Annotated in this window: 17 protein-coding genes; 6 read left to right on the plus strand and 11 right to left on the minus strand. The window is 62.1% G+C overall.

All coding sequences use genetic code 11. The annotated features are described in order from the left end of the window. Positions 1 to 31 precede the first annotated feature (31 nt). From CXQ94_RS06270 to CXQ94_RS06290, 5 genes are all read right to left on the minus strand, one after another. Positions 32 to 1,021, minus strand: coding sequence for a DegV family protein (locus CXQ94_RS06270; RefSeq protein ID WP_104087389.1), 990 nt, complete (start codon positions 1,019 to 1,021; stop codon positions 32 to 34). 84 nt (positions 1,022 to 1,105) lie between these two features. Further along, on the minus strand, positions 1,106 to 3,631 hold the full coding sequence (gene leuS / locus CXQ94_RS06275) for a leucine--tRNA ligase (protein ID WP_104087390.1): 2,526 nt from the start codon (positions 3,629 to 3,631) through the stop codon (positions 1,106 to 1,108). Between the two features lie 322 nt (positions 3,632 to 3,953). Next, positions 3,954 to 5,468 carry a glycerol kinase GlpK gene (glpK, locus tag CXQ94_RS06280; RefSeq protein ID WP_104087391.1) on the minus strand — a complete coding sequence of 505 codons (1,515 nt, stop codon included), beginning with the start codon at positions 5,466 to 5,468 and terminating at the stop codon, positions 3,954 to 3,956. Positions 5,469 to 5,513: 45 nt separating this feature from the next. Next, positions 5,514 to 6,263: an MIP/aquaporin family protein gene (locus CXQ94_RS06285; RefSeq protein WP_104087392.1), complete on the minus strand. Its 750-nt coding sequence runs from the start codon at positions 6,261 to 6,263 to the stop codon at positions 5,514 to 5,516. A gap of 82 nt (positions 6,264 to 6,345) precedes the next feature. Further along, complete coding sequence (locus CXQ94_RS06290; protein ID WP_104088381.1) at positions 6,346 to 8,040, minus strand: glycerol-3-phosphate dehydrogenase/oxidase; 1,695 nt, start codon at positions 8,038 to 8,040, stop codon at positions 6,346 to 6,348. Between the two features lie 197 nt (positions 8,041 to 8,237). On the opposite strand from CXQ94_RS06290, the gene CXQ94_RS06295 reads away from it, so the two are divergent. The 6 genes from CXQ94_RS06295 to CXQ94_RS06320 all read left to right on the plus strand — a co-directional run bounded on the left by CXQ94_RS06295 (position 8,238) and on the right by CXQ94_RS06320 (position 15,841). Continuing rightward, the gene (locus tag CXQ94_RS06295) at positions 8,238 to 9,248 is read left to right on the plus strand and encodes a sugar-binding transcriptional regulator (RefSeq protein WP_104087393.1); all 1,011 of its coding nucleotides are present in this window, start codon (positions 8,238 to 8,240) and stop codon (positions 9,246 to 9,248) included. Positions 9,249 to 9,297: 49 nt separating this feature from the next. After that, positions 9,298 to 10,131, plus strand: a complete 834-nt coding sequence (locus CXQ94_RS06300; protein ID WP_104087394.1) for an aldo/keto reductase — start codon at positions 9,298 to 9,300, stop codon at positions 10,129 to 10,131. A 9-nt stretch (positions 10,132 to 10,140) separates the two neighbouring features. Continuing rightward, positions 10,141 to 11,076 (plus strand): alpha/beta fold hydrolase, encoded by a 936-nt coding sequence (locus CXQ94_RS06305; protein ID WP_104087395.1) that lies wholly within the window; start codon positions 10,141 to 10,143, stop codon positions 11,074 to 11,076. 47 nt (positions 11,077 to 11,123) lie between these two features. Further along, positions 11,124 to 12,179, plus strand: coding sequence for a glycosyltransferase family 1 protein (locus tag CXQ94_RS06310; protein ID WP_104088384.1), 1,056 nt, complete (start codon positions 11,124 to 11,126; stop codon positions 12,177 to 12,179). A gap of 142 nt (positions 12,180 to 12,321) precedes the next feature. Further along, positions 12,322 to 14,037, plus strand: a complete 1,716-nt coding sequence (locus tag CXQ94_RS06315; RefSeq protein WP_104087396.1) for an HNH endonuclease signature motif containing protein — start codon at positions 12,322 to 12,324, stop codon at positions 14,035 to 14,037. A 208-nt stretch (positions 14,038 to 14,245) separates the two neighbouring features. Next, positions 14,246 to 15,841 (plus strand): APC family permease, encoded by a 1,596-nt coding sequence (locus CXQ94_RS06320; RefSeq protein WP_104087397.1) that lies wholly within the window; start codon positions 14,246 to 14,248, stop codon positions 15,839 to 15,841. On the opposite strand, the gene CXQ94_RS06325 is transcribed toward CXQ94_RS06320, so the two are convergent. The 6 genes from CXQ94_RS06325 to mihF all read right to left on the minus strand — a co-directional run bounded on the left by CXQ94_RS06325 (position 15,838) and on the right by mihF (position 21,994). After that, positions 15,838 to 17,976, minus strand: a complete 2,139-nt coding sequence (locus CXQ94_RS06325; protein ID WP_181034102.1) for a primosomal protein N' — start codon at positions 17,974 to 17,976, stop codon at positions 15,838 to 15,840. The two genes, CXQ94_RS06320 and CXQ94_RS06325, sit on opposite strands and share 4 nt — an antisense overlap. 154 nt (positions 17,977 to 18,130) lie before the next feature. Next, entirely contained in the window at positions 18,131 to 19,333 is a 1,203-nt protein-coding gene (gene metK, locus CXQ94_RS06330) for a methionine adenosyltransferase (RefSeq protein WP_104087398.1), read from the minus strand. Positions 19,334 to 19,409: 76 nt separating this feature from the next. Beyond that, entirely contained in the window at positions 19,410 to 20,708 is a 1,299-nt protein-coding gene (locus tag CXQ94_RS06335) for a phosphopantothenate--cysteine ligase family flavoprotein (protein ID WP_104088390.1), read from the minus strand. Between the two features lie 32 nt (positions 20,709 to 20,740). Next, positions 20,741 to 20,998 (minus strand): DNA-directed RNA polymerase subunit omega, encoded by a 258-nt coding sequence (gene rpoZ, locus CXQ94_RS06340; RefSeq protein ID WP_104087399.1) that lies wholly within the window; start codon positions 20,996 to 20,998, stop codon positions 20,741 to 20,743. A 34-nt stretch (positions 20,999 to 21,032) separates the two neighbouring features. Further along, entirely contained in the window at positions 21,033 to 21,632 is a 600-nt protein-coding gene (gmk, locus tag CXQ94_RS06345; protein WP_104088393.1) for a guanylate kinase, read from the minus strand. Between the two features lie 23 nt (positions 21,633 to 21,655). Further along, entirely contained in the window at positions 21,656 to 21,994 is a 339-nt protein-coding gene (mihF, locus tag CXQ94_RS06350; protein WP_104087400.1) for an integration host factor, actinobacterial type, read from the minus strand. Between the last annotated feature and the right edge of the window lie 39 nt (positions 21,995 to 22,033).

Genomic DNA, 22,033 nt, shown 5'->3' on the forward strand with positions numbered 1-22,033 from the left:
GTCGCGGACCAGGTCCGGCTTTTGTTGACGGCTAGGGACCCTGCACGGGTTGTGGAGGAACGAAGCGTTCCGAAACGACCACTACCAAGGCGCCAAGTCCGGCGTGAGCGGCCAAAACCGCCGGCAGTCGGGTCATGTCGCCGTCGCCAAGCCCGGGGCAGCGCGCGTGCAGGGAATCGTTGAGGGTGCGGGCTTGCTGCTCATTGCCGAAGTGGTGAAGGCTCACGCGTGCAGTGCCGGGTTCGCGGCTTGCAATCTCGGCAACGGACAGTGTTTCCAGGCGGGCGATTGCCTTAACGGCGGTTCGAACCTTCTCCAGGGGAACCACTGAGCCATCCCGGATACCCAGAAGTGGTTTGATGTCCAACACGGTGCCCACCCAGGATGACGCCAAGCTGATGCGTCCGCCCCGGCGTAATTGTTCGAGGCTGGGGACGTAGAAGAACACTGTTGTGGCGGCCGCAGCGGTTTGCGCGGCGGACAGCACAGCCTCAGCGCCTTCCCCCGCCTCAATGGCGCCAATGGCTGCTTGAACAGCCACCCCCTGAGCCATCCCCACGGTGCCGGAATCAAGGATCAGCACGGGTAGTTCTGCCCGCCCTGCGGCCAGCTTCGCCGCGTCCAAGGTCCCAGAAAGCTTGCTGGAGATGTGGATGGAAACCACCGCATCGAATCCGGCCTCGGCGGCGGCCCGGTAGGCCTTCTCGAACTGTCCCGGTGACGGCCGGGACGTACGCACGGCCGTGCCCGAGGCCAGGGCGAGAGAAATGTGGGTCTCCAGCTCGGCGTCGTCGTCAGAGAAGACGTCTTCACCAATAATGACCGGCATGGCGACTATTGAAAGCTGTCCACTGCCACTGTGCGCGTCGACCCACTCCGGAGGCAAGGCCGCAGCAGAATCGGTCACAATGGCGATCCGTGGCCGGGCCGGCTCCTGAAGCTCTGCGGGGGTGGGACGCGGACGCAGCCGGTGAACTTGATGGCGCAGCCAGTCACGCGCTGAGACAACATCTGCCGCCATGACCCGCCACCTTCCCTGCAAAAAAGTGCCCTCCCGGCCCCTGCGGGTCGGGAGGGCACTGCTTAGATTATGCCCAAGTACCGCTTACGCCGGAACGATATTGACAAGCTTAGGCGCACGCACGATCACGGTGCGGATGCCGCGGCCATCAAGGGCTTTCTGAACGACCTCCGAAGCGAGGGCCAGTTCACGGAGTTCATCCTCGGTGATGTCCGGGGAAACCTCCAGACGGTCCTTGACCTTGCCTTGGATCTGAACCACGGCGGTGACGCTCTGCTCCACAAGCAGCGCCTCATCCACGGCGGGGAATCCGGCATTGGCCACCGACGCCGGGTGGCCCAGCGTGTTCCACATGTCTTCGGCCGTGTAGGGGGCAAAGAGGCTCAGCACAATGGCAACGGCCTCAGCTGCTTCACGGACAGCCGGGTCAGAGGCGCCGGCACCTGAGTCAATAACCTTGCGTGTCGCGTTGACCAGTTCCATGAGCTTGGCGACCACAACGTTGAACTTGTGGCCTTCCAGCAGCGCCTTGGTCTCGTGAACGGTGCGGTGCGTCAGTGACCGCAGGGCGGCATCGCCGGTGACCGGGTCCGTACCCGGGGCGCTGTCCACGTCGCGGGCCAATCGCCAGGCACGGGCCAGGAACTTCGCCGAGCCCGACGGCGAAACATCCGCCCAGTCGACGTCGTCCTCGGGAGGTCCGGCAAAGACCATGGTCAGGCGCACGGCGTCGACGCCGAACTTGTCCAACTGCTGGCCCAGGTCCACGCCGTTGCCCAGCGACTTGCTCATGGCCTTGCCACCGTTGAGCACCTGGCCCTGGTTCAGCAGTGCGCTGAAGGGCTCGGTGGCTTCCAGCATGCCCATGTCGTGGATGACCTTGGTGAAGAAGCGGGCGTACAGCAAGTGGAGGATGGCGTGTTCCACGCCGCCCACGTACTGGCCAACCGGCATCCAGTCATTGATCTTGGCGGGATCGAACGGGCCTTCGGTGAAGTCAGGAGAGGCAAAACGCAGGAAGTACCAGGAGGAATCCACGAACGTGTCCATGGTGTCGGTGTCGCGCTTGGCGGCACCGCCACACTGCGGGCAGTCCACGTTGACCCAGTCCGAGGCCGCGGCCAGGGGCGAGGTGCCCTTCGGGGACAGGTCCTCGCCGCGCAGGTTCTCCGGCAGGCCCACAGGCAGCTGGTCGTCGGGAACCGGGACCTCGCCACAGTCAGCGCAGTGGATGATCGGGATCGGCGTGCCCCAAAAACGCTGGCGGGAGAGCAGCCAATCGCGCAGGCGGAAGTTCACGAATTTCTTGCCGGTGCCCAGCTTTTCCAGGACGTCAATCGCGGCCGGGATGCCTTCTGCCTTGGAGAGGCCGTTTAGCTCGCCGGAGTTGATCAGTGTGCCTTCGCCCGTGCTGGCAACGCCCGTTTCCGCGGGGTCTTCCATGCCGGTGTCCAGAACTGCCCGGACTGGCAGGTCGAATGCCTTGGCGAAGTCCAGGTCACGCTGGTCGTGGGCGGGGACCGCCATGATGGCGCCTGTCCCGTAGTCGGCCAGCACGTAGTCGGCGGCCCAGACGGGCAGCTTCTCAGACGTCAGCGGGTTGATGGCGTAGCGGCCCGTAAAGACACCTGTCTTGGGACGCTCGGTGGACTGGCGCTCAATGTCGCTCAGTGCCTTGACCTGTTCACGGTACTCGCTGAGGGCTTCGGCATGCTCGGCGGTGACCAGCTCGAGGGCCAGCGGCGCATCGGCGGCAACCACAAAGAAGGTTGCCCCGTACAGGGTGTCGGGGCGGGTGGTGAAGACTGTCAGCTCCTGGGCAGCCTTACCCTCCCCCGCGGCTTCAATGGCGAAGGTGACGTGGGCGCCCTCGGAACGGCCGATCCAGTTCTTCTGCATGGCCAGCACGCGGTCCGGCCAGTGGCCCTTCAGCGCGTCCATGTCATCGAGCAGGCGGTCGGCGTAGTCGGTGATCTTGAAGTACCACTGGTTCAGGGACTTTTTGGTCACAATGGTGCCGCAGCGTTCGCAGGCGCCGTTGACGACCTGTTCGTTGGCCAGCACGGTCTGGTCCTTGGGGCACCAGTTGACGGGAGAATTCTTGCGGTAGGCCAGCCCGCGCTCATAGAAACGCTTGAACAGCCACTGAGTCCACCGGTAGTACTCGGGGTCTGAGGTCTGCAGGCGGCGTGACCAGTCCACGGAGATGGCGTAGCGCTTGAACGACTCCGCCTGGGTGTCGATGTTGGCATACGTCCACTCGCTGGGGTGGGCATTGCGCTTGATGGCGGCGTTCTCGGCGGGCAGGCCAAAGGAGTCCCAGCCGATCGGGTGCAGCACGTCATAGCCGAGCTGGCGCCAGTAGCGGGAAACGACGTCGCCCATGGCGAATGCTTCGGCGTGGCCCATGTGAAGGTCGCCCGAGGGGTACGGGAACATGTCAAGGACGTAGCGGCGTTCCTTGGAACCGTCGTCAAGAGGCGTGAAAACCTTTAGATCGTCCCAGATGGCCGGCCATTTGGCTTCCATTGCGGCGAAATTGTAGACGCCCTCTTCGCTGTTTTCTTCAGTCTGGGACTGCACGCTCACGTACCCTGCCTTTTCGTTCATCATTGGCTTCTTGCACCGTCTCGCTATTTACGCCGTCACGCTATTTACGCTGTCAAGCTCTTTACACACAAAAGCCCCTCGACTCAGCAAGGGGCGGCCGCAAAAGTATTTGCGGCTATCTAAGGAGGAGGCTTGTATGCATCTTTCCACTTTAGCGCACATACAAAACTAAATAGTAAGTCTGGCAACGGCGGAAATAGGCCGAACGCAACGCGCCGCAGCAACCGAAGTCGAGAAGGGGGCCGGGAGCGGCTTCGGGCGCCCGCGAAGCGGGCGGGCCCCCTTCTCGACGGAGGTTGCTGCGGCACATACGCCTTACTCGCTAGAGCACGTCCTCGTCGACCCAATCCATGGACTTGGTAACAGCTTTCTTCCACAAACGCATCTGGCGGTCACGCTCTGCGGAGTCCATGTTCGGCTCCCAGCGCTTGTCCTCGGCCCAGTTGGAGGAAAGCTCCCCCAGACCGTTCCAGAACCCAACGGCCAGACCTGCGGCATAGGCCGCACCCAAGGCCGTGGTCTCGGTGACCTTGGGCCGGATGACAGGTACGCCGAGGATGTCGGCCTGGAACTGCATCAACGCGTCGTTGGCGACCATGCCGCCGTCGACCTTCAGCTCGGTCAGGTCCACGCCCGAGTCGGCGTTGACAGCGTCAAGCACCTCTCGGGTCTGGAACGCTGTGGCTTCCAACGCTGCCCGGGCAATGTGGTTCTTGTTCACAAAGCGGGTCAGCCCGACAATGGCACCGCGGGCGTCGGCACGCCAGTACGGTGCGAACAGGCCGGAGAATGCCGGCACGATGTACACGCCGCCGTTGTTTTCCACGGCAGCGGCCAGCGTCTCAACTTCCGGCGCGGAGCTGATCATGCCGATGTTGTCGCGCAGCCACTGGATCAGCGAACCGGTGACGGCGATGGAACCCTCAAGGGCGTAATGGGGCTTGGCATCGCCAAGCTTGTAGCCCAGGGTGGTGAGCAGGCCGTTCTTGGAGTGAACGATTTCCTCGCCCGTGTTGAAGATCAGGAAACAGCCGGTGCCGTAGGTGTTCTTGGCCTCGCCGGCTTCAAACGCGGCCTGACCAAAGGTGGCCGCCTGCTGGTCACCAAGGATGCCAGCCACGGGAACTTCACGCAGCAACTGCGAGGTGTGGACGTGGCCGTAGACCTCGGAAGAGGACTTGATGGCGGGCATCATGGACTTCGGCACGCCAAAGACGGCCAAGATATCGTCATCCCACGCCAGCGTCTCCAGATCCATGAACAGTGTGCGGGAGGCGTTGGTGACGTCAGTGATGTGCACGCCGCCGTCGGGCCCACCTGTCAGGTTCCAGGTGACCCAGCTGTCCGTGTTGCCAAAGAGCAGGTCACCGGCCTCCGCCTTGGCCCGTGCACCCTCGACGTTGTCCAGGATCCACTTAATCTTGGTGCCGGAGAAGTAAGTGGCCAGGGGCAGTCCCACCTTGGACTTGAAACGCTCCACGCCGCCGTCGGCCGCCAGCTCGTCCACGATGTCCTGCGTGCGAGTGTCCTGCCAGACGATGGCGTTGTACACGGGCACGCCGGTGTTCTTGTCCCAGACGACGGCGGTCTCACGCTGGTTCGTGATGCCAACGCCGACGATGTCGTGGCGGGTCAGGTTGGCCTGCGCCAAGGCGGTGCCAATCACCTCGCGGGTGTTGTTCCAGATTTCGGTGGCATTGTGCTCCACCCAGCCGGCCTTGGGGAAGATCTGCTCGTGCTCGAGCTGCCCGGTGGAAACAATGTTGCCGTCATGATCGAAAACGATCGCCCGGCTACTGGTGGTTCCCTGATCAATTGCGATTACATATTGTGACATCAAAAGTTTCCTTTGTTAGTACTACAGCAATGCATGGCGTTTGTTTTAGGAAGCTGCGGCTACCAGTGAAGGCATCCAGTGCGTCATGAGGCCACCCAAGGCACCACCGATCAACGGTCCAACAACCGGAACCCAGGCGTAGCTCCAGTCACTGGAACCCTTGCCTTTGATGGGGAGCAGGGCGTGGGCGATGCGCGGGCCAAGGTCACGTGCCGGGTTGATGGCGTAGCCGGTGGGTCCACCGAGGGACGCACCGATACCAACAACCAACAGTGCGACCGGAAGCGGACCAAGTCCACTTACGCCACCACCGAAGTGCAAGATCACGAAGACCAGCACAAAGGTGCCGATGATCTCTGTGACAACGTTCCAGCCGTAGCTGCGGATGGCCGGCCCCGTGGAGAAGACACCCAGTTTGGTAGCAGCATCTGGCTCGTTGTCGAAGTGCTGCTTGTACGCCAACCAGCACACCACTGCACCGATGAACGCACCAAGCATTTCACCACCGAAGTAGGTCATGGTGGAGGCAAATGAGACGGCTACGTTTGGTGCATAGTCTGCTGCACCGCTGGAGAGCAGCCCCACTGTTACGGCCGGGTTCAGGTGCGCGCCGGACTTAGCGGCAACAAAGACACCAGCCATAACGGCAAGACCCCAACCCCAGTTGACGAGGAGAAACCCGCCGGCGTTGCCTTTCGTGCCCTTGAGTGCAACGTTTGCCACGACGCCACAACCCAGCAGGGTGAGCATCATGGTTCCCATCACTTCCGAGAGAAACACAATTCCAAGAGACATCATTGACTCCTTCTATATATTCACTTAGGAAAGCGGAACGCGAGTGATCCGCTGTTCTTGAGCCCCCTTTGCCCCAGGGGCGTCAGGCAATCAAGCTTTGAACCTGGACACCGTGGAAACGGGCCAGAATACTTTGGGCGTGGCTGATTTCTTCGGCGATCTTTGTCTCCGACCAGCCCAGGGGGCCGGCCAGTGCGGAGGCCGTTTCAGCCAGCAATTCGCTGGTGACCAGTCCACGGAAGGCCAAGGATGTGCGGCGAATCAGCACGTCGATGAGGTGGCCGATCTGTTCGTTTTCCACCATGAAGGCGATCTCTCGCTTGCTCAGCTCGTGAGTGGAATCGAAAGCTTCGTCGTCCCCATCAGCGAGGTAAGCCAGGACGGCCTCGGCGCGGGTGCCATAACGGGTCAACAGCACCCCGGCACGGGCGGCGTCGATCGTGTCGCTGACATGGGAGGCGATCCAGGCTTCAATTCCGGCGTCGTCCGCGGGGAAGTTGGCACCGCCGCCGATGGGGAGCTTGGCAGTGGAAGTTTTTCGTTCAACGCCCAAGATGGCCAGGACGTCGTTGCTCATGTGTTCGGCCAGGGCACGGAAGGTGGTCCATTTCCCGCCGACCAGGCTGAGTACGGGAACCGTGGCTCCGCCGACTGCACGATCTGCCCGCTCAATGCGGTAGTCACGGGAGACGAAGCCGGGTGCGGTTTCATCGTGCCGCGGCAGCGGGCGGACGCCGGCGAAGCTGTAGACGATTTCCTCGCGGGTGACCTTGATGGCAGGGAACACGTGGCCGATCAAATCGAAGAAGTAGTCAATCTCCTCTTCCGTGCAAACTGCGTCCTTGGACATGTCGGCGTCGACGTCGGTGGTGCCGACCAGGACCCTGTCCCCCATGGGGTAGATCAGCACAATGCGGCCGTCGGTGTGCTCGAAGAAGATTTCGCGCCCGTGGCAGGCTGCCAGGAGTTGGGGGTGGTCAAGGACGATGTGAGAGCCCTTGGTGCCGCCCATGAACTTGGTCAGCGCACCCATGGCGGTGTTGGTTTCATCTACCCAGGCGCCTGTCGTGTTCACGATGACGTCGGCGGTAAACGTGAACGACTCCCCGGTGAGCTGGTCGGTGAGTTCGACGCCGTCGTCGTTGATGGAGGTCACTGCCAGGTAGTTGGTGGCACGGGCGTTGGCGGTGCCGTCTGCCAGCCCCGCCTTCTCGCCATCCTGGAGCACGTCCAGGGTGAGTCGCTCGGGATTGTGCACGGAGGCGTCGTAATAGGTGGCCGCGTACTTGATCTTCGGATCCAGGTCGGGCAGTTCGGCCAGAGCTTTGGCGCGGCCCTTGAACTCGTGGCGGGGTACGGTGCCACCATCACGTGAGAAGGCGTCGTACATGGTCAGGCCGGCCTTGATCAGGAACGCGCCGCGCTCCTGCGGCTTGCCCTGCTTGTGCGTGAGGAAGCGCACGGGTGCGGCCATGATGCCGGAGAAGGTGCTGAAAATCGGGATGGTGGTCTGCAGCGGCTTGACGTAATGCGGCGCAATCTTCAGCAAACGATTCCGTTCAACCACGGATTCCTTCACCAAACGGAACTCGCCGTTTTCCAGGTAGCGGATGCCACCATGGATCATGTGCGAGGAGGCACCAGAGGCACCTTGGCAGTAGTCGCCGCGCTCCACCAGGGTCACGTCGACTCCCTGCAATGCAAGATCACGGAAGGTTCCGACGCCGTTGATGCCGCCACCAATAATCAAAACCTTGGCATGCGGGCGCTCACGCATGGCTTGCACCCCAGGACGCACAGCTACCTGCGGATCGGTAGCTTCTGTGTTCTTGCCGGCATTACCAAGGATTCTCAACTTGACCTCATTCGAGTCCCGTTACTTTGCGCCAATGACGCCTGTTCCCATTATTGTTTGAACAGATGGAAAATATAGTCAACATCCTTGCACAAACGTGCAGAAAGGTCTGAGTTCTTATGCCAACCAAGCGAACAAAGCAGTCAGACGCACTCCGTGCTGCACAAATGTATTATTTGCAGGATCAGACGATGGACGCCATTGCCCGTGAACTTCGAACGTCCCGTTCCACAGTGTCCCGGCTCCTGTCGGCCGCCCGAGAGAGCGGCCTGGTGCAGATCCAAATCAAGACCCCCTCGGACAGGGCGCCCGAGCTGGAACGGGCCATCCGCAATCGCTACAAGGTGGAGGTCCACGTTGTTCCCGTGGCGGACACTCTCAACGAGGTGGACGTCCTGGACCGGGTCAGCATGCAGGCTGCCCGCACCATTACACCTCTTGTGGACTCCAACGCGGTGATTGGTGTGGCCTGGGGCTCCACGCTCAGCGCCGTCAGCAGGCACCTGACCCGTAAAACAACCCATGGCAGCACCATCGTCCAGCTCAACGGGGCAGGCAACACCCAAACCACCGGCATCACCTACGCCTCCGAGATCATCCGCCGCTTTGGCACTGCCTACGGCGCCAAGGTGGAACAGTTCCCGGTACCAGCATTCTTCGACAACGCAGAAACCAAGCGAATGATGTGGGAGGAACGCAGCGTCAGGCGCATCCTGGATCTCCAGGAACGCGCCACCATCGCCATCTTCGGGGTCGGATCCATGGATGCCGACGTCCCCAGCCACGTCTACGTTGGCGGCTACCTAGACTCCACCGACATCGACGCACTCGAGGCCAGTGGGGTGGCTGGCGATGTGGCAACTGTGTTCTTCCGCGGCGATGGCAGCGATGCCGGAATCGTGCTTAACGACCGCTCCAGCGGTCCTAGCCTGGACAGCCTGCGCAAGATCCGGCGTCGTATTTGCGTGGTCTCCGGTGCCCGGAAAATTAAGGGCCTCCGTGGCGCACTCGCGGCCGGACTTGCTACCGACCTAATCTTGGACGAGAGCACGGCCCGGGAGTTAGTGGAACAAGAAACCGCCTCCAATGACCCGATATTTGGCTTCCTGAACAGCCTGGACGGCCTCTAGCGAGCTCTAGCGAGCGGCATCCCCGCTCTACTCGTCTAGAGTCATAAGTATGCATTCTTCCCCCAAAGTCACTCTCAATAACGGCGTACTGATGGATGCCCTCGGCTACGGGGTCTACAAGGTCCCCGCCCAGGACTGTGCCGACCTGGTCTCAACCGCCCTCGACGCCGGTTACCGCAGCGTAGATACCGCCGCCCTGTACGGCAATGAGGAGGGGGTAGGCGCCGCAATTCGTGCCGCCGTCGCCACCGGCACGCCCAGGGAAGACCTCTTTGTGACCTCCAAGGTGTGGAACGATCACCACGGTTATGACGCCACGCTGCGCGCCTTCGATGAGTCCATGGAACGGCTCGGGCTGGACTCCCTTGATCTGTTCCTCATCCACTGGCCATGCCCCGAACAGGGACTCTTCATCCCCACGTATAAGGCACTGGAAACCCTGTACGGGGAAGGCCGCGTGCGCGCCATCGGCGTGAGCAATTTCGAACCCGAGCACCTGCGCCAGTTGCTGGACGCCTGCGATGTGGTTCCCGCCGTGAACCAGATCGAACTCCACCCGTGGCTGCAACAACGCGAACTGCGCGCCCTCCACGCAGAACTCGGCATCGCCACCCAGGCCTGGAGCCCGCTGGCCCGTGGCGGCCTCCTGGACGATCCAGACCTCGCCGGCATCGCCGCCCTCCACGGGCGTTCCGTGGCCCAGATTGTGCTGCGCTGGCATATCCAGTCCGGGCATCTGGTGATTCCCAAGGCCAGCTCGGCCCAGCGCATCAGCGAGAATTTGCGGGTCTTTGATTTCGCCCTGAGCGCCGCGCAGATGGACACCATCGCGGCCATGGATCGCGGCCACCGCTCAGGCTCCAATCCCACCCAGGTGAACTAGGTTTATTTGATGAACTCAAGCGTGAAGAAGCGTACGACGCCGGCCGGCCCGCCCATTGTGGTGGACCTCGACACCAGGAAATCTGCGCATACCGTTGAGGTGCTGGCCACAGCCGTGCACTACTGGGACTATGAGCCCCTTGAGCAGTCGGCGGCCACCCGCACCATTGTCATGGTGCATGGCTTTCGCGGCGACCACCACGGCCTGGAGCGGGTGGTGGAGCTCTTGCCCGGACACCGCGTGGTCATGGCGGACCTTCCAGGCTTCGGCCTCTCCCCCGCATTCAAGGACCACACGCATTCCATTGCCGGCTATGGCGAGTTCCTCGACACGTTCCTGCAAACCTTGGGCCTGGGACCCGACACCGTCTTGCTGGGCCATTCCTTCGGATCCATTGTGGTCAGCCACTTTGTCGCCGCCCGTCCGGGCCGGGTCTATCCCCTGATCCTGGTGAACCCCATCGCCTCCCCTGCCCTTGAGGGGCCCAAAGGGGTCATGACCAAGCTGGCGGTGTTCTACTACTGGGCTTCGGCGAAGCTGCCAGCATCCCTGGGCAACGCCCTGCTGCGCAGCAAGCTGATAGTCAAGGTCATGAGCGTGACCATGGCCAAGACCAGGGACAAAGAGCTGTTGGCATTCATCCACGCCCAGCACCATGCGTACTTCAGCGGTTTCGCCAACCGCGAGATGCTCCTGGAGTCGTTCCAGGCCTCGGTCAGCGGTACCGTGCGCGAAGTGGCCACCGCGTTGACGCTGCCCACGCTGCTCATTGCTGGCGCCGAGGATGAGATTGCCACGCTTCCCAACCAGCGCAAACTCGTGAAATTGCTGCCCGAGGCTGAATTGGTGGTCATCGCCGACGTCGGCCATTTGATCCACTATGAAACACCCGAACCGGCAGCGAATGCCATCATCGACTTCCTGGAAAGGCATCCCGCCCCGTGACTGCCAGCACCACGCCGGCCCCTGCCGGCCCGCAACCAAAAATCGTCATGGACGCCCGTTTCACACGCATGGACCACCACGACGGAATCAGCCGGTACGGCGCCTCGCTGATGGCCGCCGTCGCCCCTTACGCCCAGGTGACAATGCTCATTCACGATGAGAGACAGCTGGCACTCCTGCCGGCGCTGCCGTGGGTGAAGATCAACTCGCCGCTCTCGCCTTTGGAACTTTTCGTCTCCCGGCACGTGAACAAACTGGGCGCCGATCTGGTCTTTTGCCCCATGCAAACCATGGGTAGCTGGGGCCGCAAATACCCGCTGGTATTGACCCTTCACGACCTCATTTACTACGAGCACCCAGCCCCGCCCGGGTTCTTGCCCGCGCCCGTGCGAGCACTGTGGCGGCTCTACCACAAGGCCTACTGGCCGCAGCGAGTGCTGCTGAATCGTGCCGACGTGGTGGCGACCATCAGCCAGACCACCCTGGGTTTGATGAACAAATTCAAGCTCACGAAGAAGCCCATCCGGATCATCGGCAACGCACCCCAGGGCGACCGCACGCCGCGAGATCCCGCCGTTGCGCCCGAGAAAACCTTGACGTACATGGGCTCCTTCATGCCGTACAAGAACGTGGAAACGCTCATTGCCGGCATGGCCGCGCTGCCAGACTTCACGCTGAACCTCCTTAGCCGCATCACCCCGCAACGTCGCGCGGAGCTAGAGTCGCTGGTTCCAGCCGGTGCAACGGTCGTCTTCCACAACGGTGTCACCGACGCCGAATACGACCAAATGCTGCTGCGCACGACGGCGTTGGTCACCTTGTCCAAGGCCGAGGGCTACGGCCTGCCACTCGTTGAAGCTATGGCCCTAGGAACGCCGGTGGTCGTCGCAGACACGGAGATCTTCCGTGAGGTGGGCGGGGACGCAGCGCACTATGTACCGGCGGATTCCGCCGCCGACTTTGCCGCGACCGTCCGATCCCTAGCCGAGCCGGGTGCCTGGGCGGAGAGTTCGACGGCGTCGGTGGCCCGCGCGGGCGCGTTCAGTTGGGATGCCTCCGCCCGGGAGTTGTTGGCGATCGCGGAACACCTTCGGAGCGCCTAGGCGCACGGCTCCGCGGCCAGAGCGACGCCTTCACGGTCGTCGATTGATCTTCGTCCCTCCGCAGGTATAAGTATTCGTATAGTTTTCAACATTAGAACAATTAATCGTTTACATATTCTAATGATGGTGATGGAATTGATACATGGAAAAATTCCAGCCGGAGATGACACCCCCGACCGCAGGCAGACAGCCCGCGGCAGGGTCATGGTCCCCGGCGCCCGGCATTGTGGCCGCCTATCAGTTCGTCGATCCGGTATCCCAGCCCCGGCGACAAGAGCGCCAAGACGTCTCTGTGCCCGACCCCCTCGCACGGGCACGCCAGCTGGCCGGCGAGCCCCATCCTCCCGTCGCCTCCACAGAACTGATCATTGATTCGGTCGAAGCACTGGCCGAGGCCGAGTACCTGTGTTCCGTCTCCACCCTGCGCAGCCTTGCGCTCATCGAATCCGGCATTGCAGCGCTCAAGGCCAGAGCCATTGAGCGGCTCGACGCCGCATCCACCCGACTCGGCAAGGTATCCGAACTGGATCCCTGGCAGCAGGAAGTCCTCTCGATCTCCACAACAGCCGAGCTCAGTGCGGCCCTAGGCCTTCCCCAGCACTCCGGTGCGGCATTGAAAAAGCAATGCACCTCCTTAGTGCGCCAGCATCCGGATACCCTGACGGCACTGTCCAACGGTTCCATCTCATGGCGCAACGCGACCGCTGTCCTTGACCACCTTGAGACCTTGGGTGAGTCGCAAACTCCATCGGGATGCCCTGCTGTTTCGGAGACGGCACTGTTTGAATTCGAACACCAACTTCTGGAACTGGCGGCGGGAATGACCACCCCTAAATTCCTTGTGCAGGCCCGTCGCCTGAGGGAACGCACCCATCCGGACATCATCGCCACCCGACACGCAATGGCCATTTCTGAGCGAAAGCTGGTGCTGTTGCCCGACAAGGACGGCATGTCGTGGCTATCAATGTTCCTGCCGGCCGACGCCGCACAAGGGATCTGGAACCAAGCAACGCGTACCGCACGCACCCTGCAGGGATCCAGCGAGCACCGCACCCTGACGCAACTGCGCGTGGATGTGCTCGTGCAATGGCTTCTTGCGACGGGCACACCTCCGGCACAAAACCACGGCACCTTCCCCGTTGGACAGGCACCGGACATGGCGCCGGATACCGATGAACCCGCACCAGCTAGCGCGGACACGGTGCCAGGCAGCTCCACACGACCGTTGGCCCAGGTCCTGGTCACTATTCCTCTCTTGACGCTGCTGGGACGGTCCAATGAGCCAGCAGAACTTGAGGGATACGGCCCCATCCCGCCAAACATGGCCAGGGAACTGGCCGCCGGCAGCCCCACCCTGTACCGGATCATGGTGGACCCCTACACAAACAAGTATCTTTCCATGGATCCCACCCGATACCGGGTTTCCGGTGCCACCAGAACAATGCTGCGCGCACGCGATGGCACCTGCGTTTTCACCGGTTGCAACACCGTCACCGCTGACACGGAACTCGATCATGTCCTTGCATGGGAAAACGGAGGGGCATCAACTCCGGAGAATCTCAGGAGTGAATGTGGCACCCACCATCGACTCAAGCACTTCAAGGATGGCAAGTCCCGGGAGGGGAAAAGAAGGCTGGCCCACAATGCTGCAAGGAACGGTCGCGTCCCGGGATCTGGCACCAGAATCATGAACGGGTGGACGCCCGCCACCTCCCACGACCCCGCCGCGAGACCCGGGTGGATCTCGCCAGCTGGCCACCTGTATCCTCCGGAGTCAACCCCCAATACTCCGCCATTGATCCCGGATGCGATCATCATCAACGCCATTGAAGAAATGCGCGGATACCGGCAGCCCTAGGCCGGCGCAGGGATCCCCGGGCCCACATGGCTTCCCACTTTGCGGGGCAAGGCGTTCTACTTGGCGGGCAAAGTAGAAAATAGTTGCGCGAAGCCACATGTAGGTAGATGATTTCGCATAGAAGAATCGGATCCGTGGCCCTGCGCATACTGGCAGCCCCACGGATCCACCCTTGCCGGCCGGTCCGGCCATAGCGGTTGGAAGTCATATGTCCAGCACAGTAGGATCTCACGAAGTCAATGACAAAGGATTGAAGGGCGGGGCCCTCGGCCTAGTCTCAAGCGTGGTAGTTGGCATCGCCTCAACGGCGCCGGCCTACAGTTTGGCAGCCAGCCTCGGCTTCATCGTGGTCGGCGGAGGCTTGGTGGCCGGGGTGAAGGCCCCCGGAATTGTTCTACTGGCTTTCATTCCCATGTACCTGATCGCCGTGGCGTACCAGGAACTAAACAAGGCAGAACCCGATTGCGGCACCACGTTCACCTGGGCCTCCCGGGCCATTGGACCAAAAACGGGGTGGATGGGCGGCTGGGGCATCATCATCGCCGACATCATCGTCATGGCGAACCTGGCCCAAATCGCCGGAGCGTACTCGTTCACCTTTGTTGGCGGTTTTGGCTTTCCAGCCGTCTCGGCCCTGGCCTCGAACACGACAGCCACCACCATTGCGGGCCTGCTGTGGATCGCCGTTATGACCTGGATCTGTTATCGCGGCATCGAAATATCTGCCCGCGTGCAGTACGTGCTACTTTCATTCGAGGTCGTGATCTTGATCTTCTTCGCCGTCTTTGCCCTGGTCAGGGTGTACTCGGGGAACGCGGAACCGTATTCCATCATGCCCAACTGGGATTGGTTTAACCCGTTCACCTTGAATTTCGGCCAGACCATTGCACCGGCCATGTTGACGGCCATCTTCATCTATTGGGGTTGGGACACGGCAGTTTCCGTCAATGAGGAAACCAAGGACCCCGGCAAGACACCGGGGCGGGCGGCAGTGATCAGCACCTTCCTGCTGCTGGCCACTTACAGCATTGTCACCGTTGCAGCCATTGCCTTCGCGGGCGTTGGAGACAAAGGGATCGGACTGGCGAATCCGGCAAACTCTGCCGATGTCTTTTCCGCCATTGGCCCGGCACTTTTCGGTGGCGGGGTCATGGGATCGATCTTGATGACGCTTCTGGGGTTCTCCATCCTGACCTCGGCGTCGGCCTCGACTCAAACCACCATCTTGCCGACGGCGCGAACATCCCTGGCGATGGCGGTACACAAGGCGCTTCCGGAACACTTTGCTCGGATGCATCCAAAGTACCTAACCCCCACCTGGTCCACTATCGGCATGGGGCTGGTTTCGGCCCTTTTCTTCCTGATCTTCACCTTGATCAGCCCCACTTTGCTCCTGGCGCTGATCGGCTCCATCGGTCTGATGATCGCCTTCTACTACGGCCTGACGGGCTTCACCTGCACCTGGTACTACCGCAAGACGCTGACGTCATCTTTCCGCAACTTCGTCATGCGCGGCGTCTACCCCATGGTCGGCGGACTGATGCTCGCCGCGGTGTTCGTCTATGGCCTGTATAACTTTGCCCAGCCTGATTGGCTTGTTGATGCCAATGGAAACAACGTGACCATTTTCGGTATCGGTGCCGAGGCTGTGGTGGGAGTGGGTGGTCTTCTCATTGGCTTGGTTTTGATGGGGATCTGGTGGATCAGAAGTCCACAGTTCTTCCGCGGCCAGACGCTGACCCGTCGTTTCCACGAGACAGAGTCCGGCCCTGCCTCCCCCACCGTTCTTGAACCGGAGCTCTAAATGACGTCAACCCCGTCACAGCGAACCTGGACCGGGGAGCCAACTCGACGGGCGGCATTGGCCGCTTTCAGGGCTCGCATGGCGCCTGTGATCTTGCCCGCCATGGCATAGGGGAAGAACAGCAGCGTCCTGTAGTCCGGCGCCTGCTCGGGATCACCACCGGGTCGAAACGAGGACGGGTTGACCAAGGGAGCCGGCCCAATGACCCGCACCTCGTCCGGGAGTTCCAGCGCCGCCGTGAAGGCCACAACATCGGCTTCACCGCCCGTCAGCGCCGCAACCCGTACAGCGGGCGGCAGGTGCAATTCATGGCGAAGGTGGAACTCGCGTTCGGCGTATCCTGCGGGGTCCCAGCGGACCAGGGCGGATACTTCGACTGTGTCATCTGCCGTGACAACTATTGTGCCCCCGTCTTTGGCCGGGCGTACGAGGGCCGCAGCATTCATCCAGCGACGCAGGGTGTCCTCGCCCGACCTCAGTGACTCGCGCCGCAGCAGGGTGTCCCCGTCTAGCAGGAGTGCCGCCGCGTAGCCGTGGGCGGCTACAGGTTCCGCACCCACGGTCGCGACCACAATGGCGGGTCGGTCTGCTACGACGGCCTTGATGTGGTCCCCGGCCGAGGCTATGACCGGGACAGAGGGAAAGGCGCGGCCAAGCTCTTCCGCCGTACGAGAGGCTCCGACCGTGATGGCACGTAGCTCATGGTTTCCGCAATTGGGGCAGCTGAAACTTGCCTCAGCCCGCCCGCACCAGCGGCAGGTGACAAGAATCTGGGTGGAACCGTCTGCCCGGGACTGCATGAGTGGGCCGGTGCACTCGACACATCTGGCCACGTCACGGCAGCGTTGACAGGCCAGTGCCGGAGCATATCCTGTGCGAGCGACCTGTACCAGTACGGGCCCGCTTGCCAGAGCCGTTTTGGCTGTCTGCCACGCGCGGTGTGGGAGACGGGCCAGGGCGGCTAATGGATCTCGTTCCTGCTCGTAGCTGTCCGCGGTACTGATGACCCGGGCCGTGCCCTGGCGGACGACTGAACGCTCGGCAACCAGGGACTGCGCCCACCCGGTGGCAACAAGGCGCTGGGATTCACTGCTGCGGCTGTGTGCCGCCATGAGAACGGCCGTGTCCTCAACTTCCGAGCGCAACAGCAACACGTCACGGCTGTGTTGATAGGGTGCCCGGCGTTCGATGTGGAGTTCGTCGCCGTCGTCCCAGCAACAGACAAGGCCCAGATCGGCTACTGGCGCATAAGCGGCCGACCGGGTGCCAATCACCACCTTCACGGAGCCGCTCAGAACGCGCAGAAAGTTGTCGTACCGCAGGGTGGGTCCGTCGTCGGCGGTCAGCTTCAAGAAGGTGCCCGCAGGCAGGACCGAGGCAAAGGCTTGTTCGAGCAGTTCGAGGTCGCGCAGGTCCGGAACCACCACAATGGCGCCACGGCCGGAAAGTTGGCAGTAGGCCACGATCTGGGCGATTTGATGATGCCAGGATGCGGGCCCGTAGCCCGTGAGCGAGGCCATCACAGCCTTGGGTGAGGCGCCCATGGCCAGCTGGGTCATGAAGTCCTCGGCATGGGGATATCCGGCGAACAACGAATGGCCGGGGTGCGGTGGCGGTGCAGCTTCCGTCAGGGCGGGCGCAGTGCCGCCAACCGCGGCAAGGGCGGCGGCCTGGTCTGCAGCCGCCTTGAGGTACCCCTTTTCGAGGCTGGCCACACGTGGAGGGACGGCCACGCGCAGTACGTCTGCCACTGTCCCGCTGTAACGGGCCGCCACCCGGTGCGCCAGCTCCAAAACCTGTGGGGCCAGGACGGGCACGGCCGAATAGACCCTGCTCAGTGGCACCAAGCGCTCACTCTCCGACGTGGCAACCCTGGCGACGAGAAAGCCGTTGAGGTCCTGGCCGGAGAATTTCACCCGCACCCGTACACCTGGCTGAGCGTCGTCGTCGAGCTCCTTGGGCACCGAATAGTCGAAGATCCTGTCAAGGTGCGGCAGGGGCGAGTCAATGACCACCTGCGCAACCGGCAGGGACCGCGCCAGTTCCACCCCGCTGTGGGGATCGGCCACACGCTTTTTGCCCACGAAGCCGCTGAGCAGGCTCAGTTGCACGCCCTGTTCAAGGTGCTGGTCCATGGCGTCCTTTCCTGCGTGCTCATGACTTTGGTGCTCATGACTTGCGTGCTCAAGAATTACGGGCCGGAACGTTCATCGGCTTAAAACTAGCTAAGCACAGCCCACCGACAATGATGCCGGCGGGCCGTGCTTAGCTGTGGATAACGTGGCCTTCTCAGGCGTTGAAGAACGCCTTCAGGGCGTCAACGCGGTCAAGGTTTTCCCAGGTGAAGTCCGGATCGTCCCGGCCAAAGTGGCCATGCGCCGCGGTCTTGGCGTAAATGGGGCGCTTCAAGTCAAGATCGTGGATGATCGCGGCCGGGCGCAGATCGAAGACGGCCGCAATGGCGTCCTCAATTTTCCGGGGGTCAACGGTCTCGGTACCGAACGTCTCAACATAGACGCCCACCGGACGGGCGACACCAATGGCGTAGCCCACCTGAACCTCGGCGCGTGAGGCCAAGCCGGCGGCAACCACATTCTTAGCCACCCACCGCATGGCGTAGGCGGCGGAACGGTCAACCTTCGACGGGTCCTTGCCGGAGAAGGCACCGCCGCCGTGGCGAGCCATGCCACCATAGGTGTCAACGATGATCTTGCGCCCTGTCAGGCCGGCGTCGCCCACGGGGCCGCCAACCACAAAGGGGCCGGCCGGGTTCAGGTACGTCTTGATCGCGGACACATCGAGCCCGGAGGCGTCCATGACCGGGGCAATCACAAATTCCTGCAGGTCAGCGCGCAGCTTGTCCAACGACGTGCCCTCGGCGTGCTGACTGGAGATAACAACCGTGTCCACGGAAACCGGTGTATCACCGTCGTAGCCAATAGTCACCTGAGTCTTGCCGTCGGGGCGCAGGTAAGAAAGTAACCCGGACTTGCGCACATCCGTCAGGCGTTCCGAGAGGCGGTGTGCCAAGAAGATGGGCGTGGGCATGTAGGAGGCGGTCTCATTGCTGGCGTAGCCAAACATGAGGCCCTGGTCCCCGGCACCCTGGGTGTCGTAGGCATCCACTGCGGTGCCCTCACGGACCTCCAACGCGTTGAAAACGCCGTCGAAGATGTCCTGTGACTGCTGGCCGATCGAGACCGACACGCCGCAGCGGGCGCCGTCGAAGCCGTTGGCCGAAGAATCGTAGCCGATGTCGAGAATCGTGTTGCGCACAATAGCGGGAATTTCGACGTAGGCGTCGGTGGTGACCTCACCTGCCACATGAACGAGCCCAGTGGTTGCCATGGTCTCGACGGCTACACGGGAATTGGGATCCTCGGCCAGCAACGCATCCAGGATGGCGTCGCTGATCTGGTCACAAATTTTGTCCGGATGGCCTGCGGTCACGGATTCTGAGGTAAAAAGGCGCACGGGGTTCGCTGAAGTCACTGCTCTACTCTACTTGTTTTCACACACGCTGCGTGGGCGTGGAGGACGGATTGAAACACACGTTCACACTGGCACTTTAAGTTGTGCCGAGCCGTTCGGCTATGAGGGCGACGACGGCGTTGGCCACCGTGCGCTTGGATCCGGACGCCTGCACCGGATTGGCGCCGTCCAGGGACAGAATCTGCACCTTGTTGCTGTCCTGGCCAAAGACCCGTTCCGATCCGGATTCCCCCGGGCCGACCTCGTTGAGCACCAGAAGGTCACACCCCTTGCGCTGCAACTTCGCTTCGGCGTAGCTACGGGCATCGCCTTGTTCGTCGCCGGTTTCTGCGGCGAAGCCAACAATGAGCTGCCGCCTGTTCGCTGCGGCCCTGTGTGCCACAACTTCAAGAAGAATGTCGGGGTTGCGGATCAGGTTAATGATGGGATCGGCGGTGTCGTCCCGCTTTTTGATTTTGCCCTGCGAGACGTTGCTGGGACGGAAATCGGCTACGGCGGCGGCCATGATGACGACGTCGGCACTTGCCGCAGCTGCCAGCGTTGCCGCACGTAGTTCAAGCGCCGTTTCTACGCGTTGGAGTTTCGCCCCGGCGGGCGCCGCCACCTCCATGTGCGCGTGGACGAAGGTCACATCGGCGCCGGCGGCAAGTGCCGCCTCGGCTAGGGCCACGCCCTGCTTCCCCGATGACTTGTTGCCCAGGAAACGGACGGGGTCCAGCGGTTCACGGGTGCCACCGGCAGTAATCAGAACCCGAACCCCGGAGAGGCTGCCTTGCTTCACTGCTGGGGATTCGGGCTGCTCTGTAGCTTTTTCGCAAGTCTGAGCAGTGTCCAGGGCTTCTGGGGCCGGGGATCCGAGCAGGGCCATGGCTGCGGCAAAGATCGCCTCGGGCTCGGGCAAACGGCCCGGGCCCGTGTCGGGGCCGGTCAGTCGGCCCACGGCCGGGTCTAAAACGTTCACACCCCGGGATCGAAGCGTGGCAACATTCGCCTGAGTGGAGGCGTGCTGCCACATTTCGGTGTGCATGGCCGGGGCAAAAAGCACCGGCCCGCGCGCCATAAGCAAGGTGGTGGTCAGCAGGTCGTCCGCGTGTCCACCGGCAGCCCGTGCGAGCAGGTCGGCCGTGGCGGGAGCCACCACGATGAGATCGGCCTCGTGGCCAATCCGCACGTGGTTTACCTGGTCCACCGCGTCAAAGACGTCATTGGTGACAGGACGGCCGCTCAATGCCTCCCACGTGGCAACCCCCACAAATTTCGTGGAGGCCTGGGTGGGAATGACTGTAACCGAGTGGCCGGCCTCGGTAAAAAGGCGCAGCAACAGGGCCGACTTGTAGGCGGCGATGCCGCCGCCTACCCCCAGAACAATGTTCAGCTCGGTCACCGGTGACGTGGTTCTCGCCGCAGTTACGCGGTTTCGACCGGCGTGGAGACCAGCAGGCCCGCGTCGATTTCACGGAAGGCGATGGAAAGCGACTTCTCGTTCAGCTTGGTGTCGACCAGCGGGCCAACGTACTCGAACAGGCCCTCGTGGAGCTGTGCGTAGTAGGCGTTGATCTGTCGTGCTCGCTTGGCGCCAAAGATGACCAATCCATACTTCGAATCCGCAGCCTCAAGCAGGGAATCGATGGACGGGTTGATGATGCCTTCGGGTTGTGTAGTCAATTACTTCTCCAAAATGTGTATGGGGTGACGCCGGTTAGTCACCATGGCTGGGCGTGAGGCCCATCAAGGTGACAAGCTCGGCTGCGGCACGGCTTACATCATCGTTGACGATGGTGTAATCAAACTCCGGTTGGGCAGCAAGTTCCAGTTTAGCTGTTTCCAGCCGCCGCTGCTGCTCTTGCTGTGTTTCTGTGCCGCGCCCCACTAGCCGGCGAACAAGTTCGTCCCAGCTGGGAGGGGACAGGAACACAAAATCTGCTTCCGGCATGGCCTCTTTGACCTGCCGGGCGCCTTGTAAATCAATCTCCAACAGCACGCTGCGGCCGGCCTGTACTGCCGCCTCCACGGTGCTGCGCAGGGTGCCGTAGCGGTTCTGGCCGTGGACCACGGCCCATTCCAGGAGGTCTCCGCGTTCGATGAGGGCATCGAACTCTTCGGCGGTCTTGAAGAAGTAGTGCACGCCTTCAATCTCACCGGGACGCGCCGGGCGCGTCGTGGCGGAGACGGACAGCCACACCTGCGGGTAGTTGTCGCGAATAAACGTCGAAACGGTTCCCTTGCCAACAGCCGTGGGACCGGCCAGCACCGTCACGCCGCTGCGTGGCTTGAAGCGTTCGGTGTTCTCGGCTGGCACGTGAACTGTGTGCTCCCGGGCGCTCACAGTGCATGCCCTAGAAAGTGTGCCTGCCCCAGAAAATCTACCAAGGAGCGGCGCTGGTGTATGCCCAGGCCTCGCACTCGGCGGGTTGGGGAAATCCCCAGCTCGCTCATAATCACTGTTGCACGTACCTTTCCAATGCCCGGAAGGGCTTCCAATAATTCTGTTACTTTGAGCCTGCCCAGGGCCGGATCGTCGGCTGCCGCGGAAATGACGGCGGCAACCGAAACTGCCCCCGACTTTAAGTCGGCCTTGATCTGGGATCTGACGGTGCGGGCGGCCGCAGCCTTCTTCAGGGCTTCTGCGCGTTCTTGGTCAGACAGTGACGGCAAACTCACGAAAAGGCTCCTTGCGGTGGCTGCGGTGCGGACAGGTCC

The sequence above is a fragment of the Arthrobacter sp. GMC3 genome, from assembly GCF_002929305.1.
Taxonomy (GTDB): Bacteria; Actinomycetota; Actinomycetes; order Actinomycetales; family Micrococcaceae; genus Specibacter.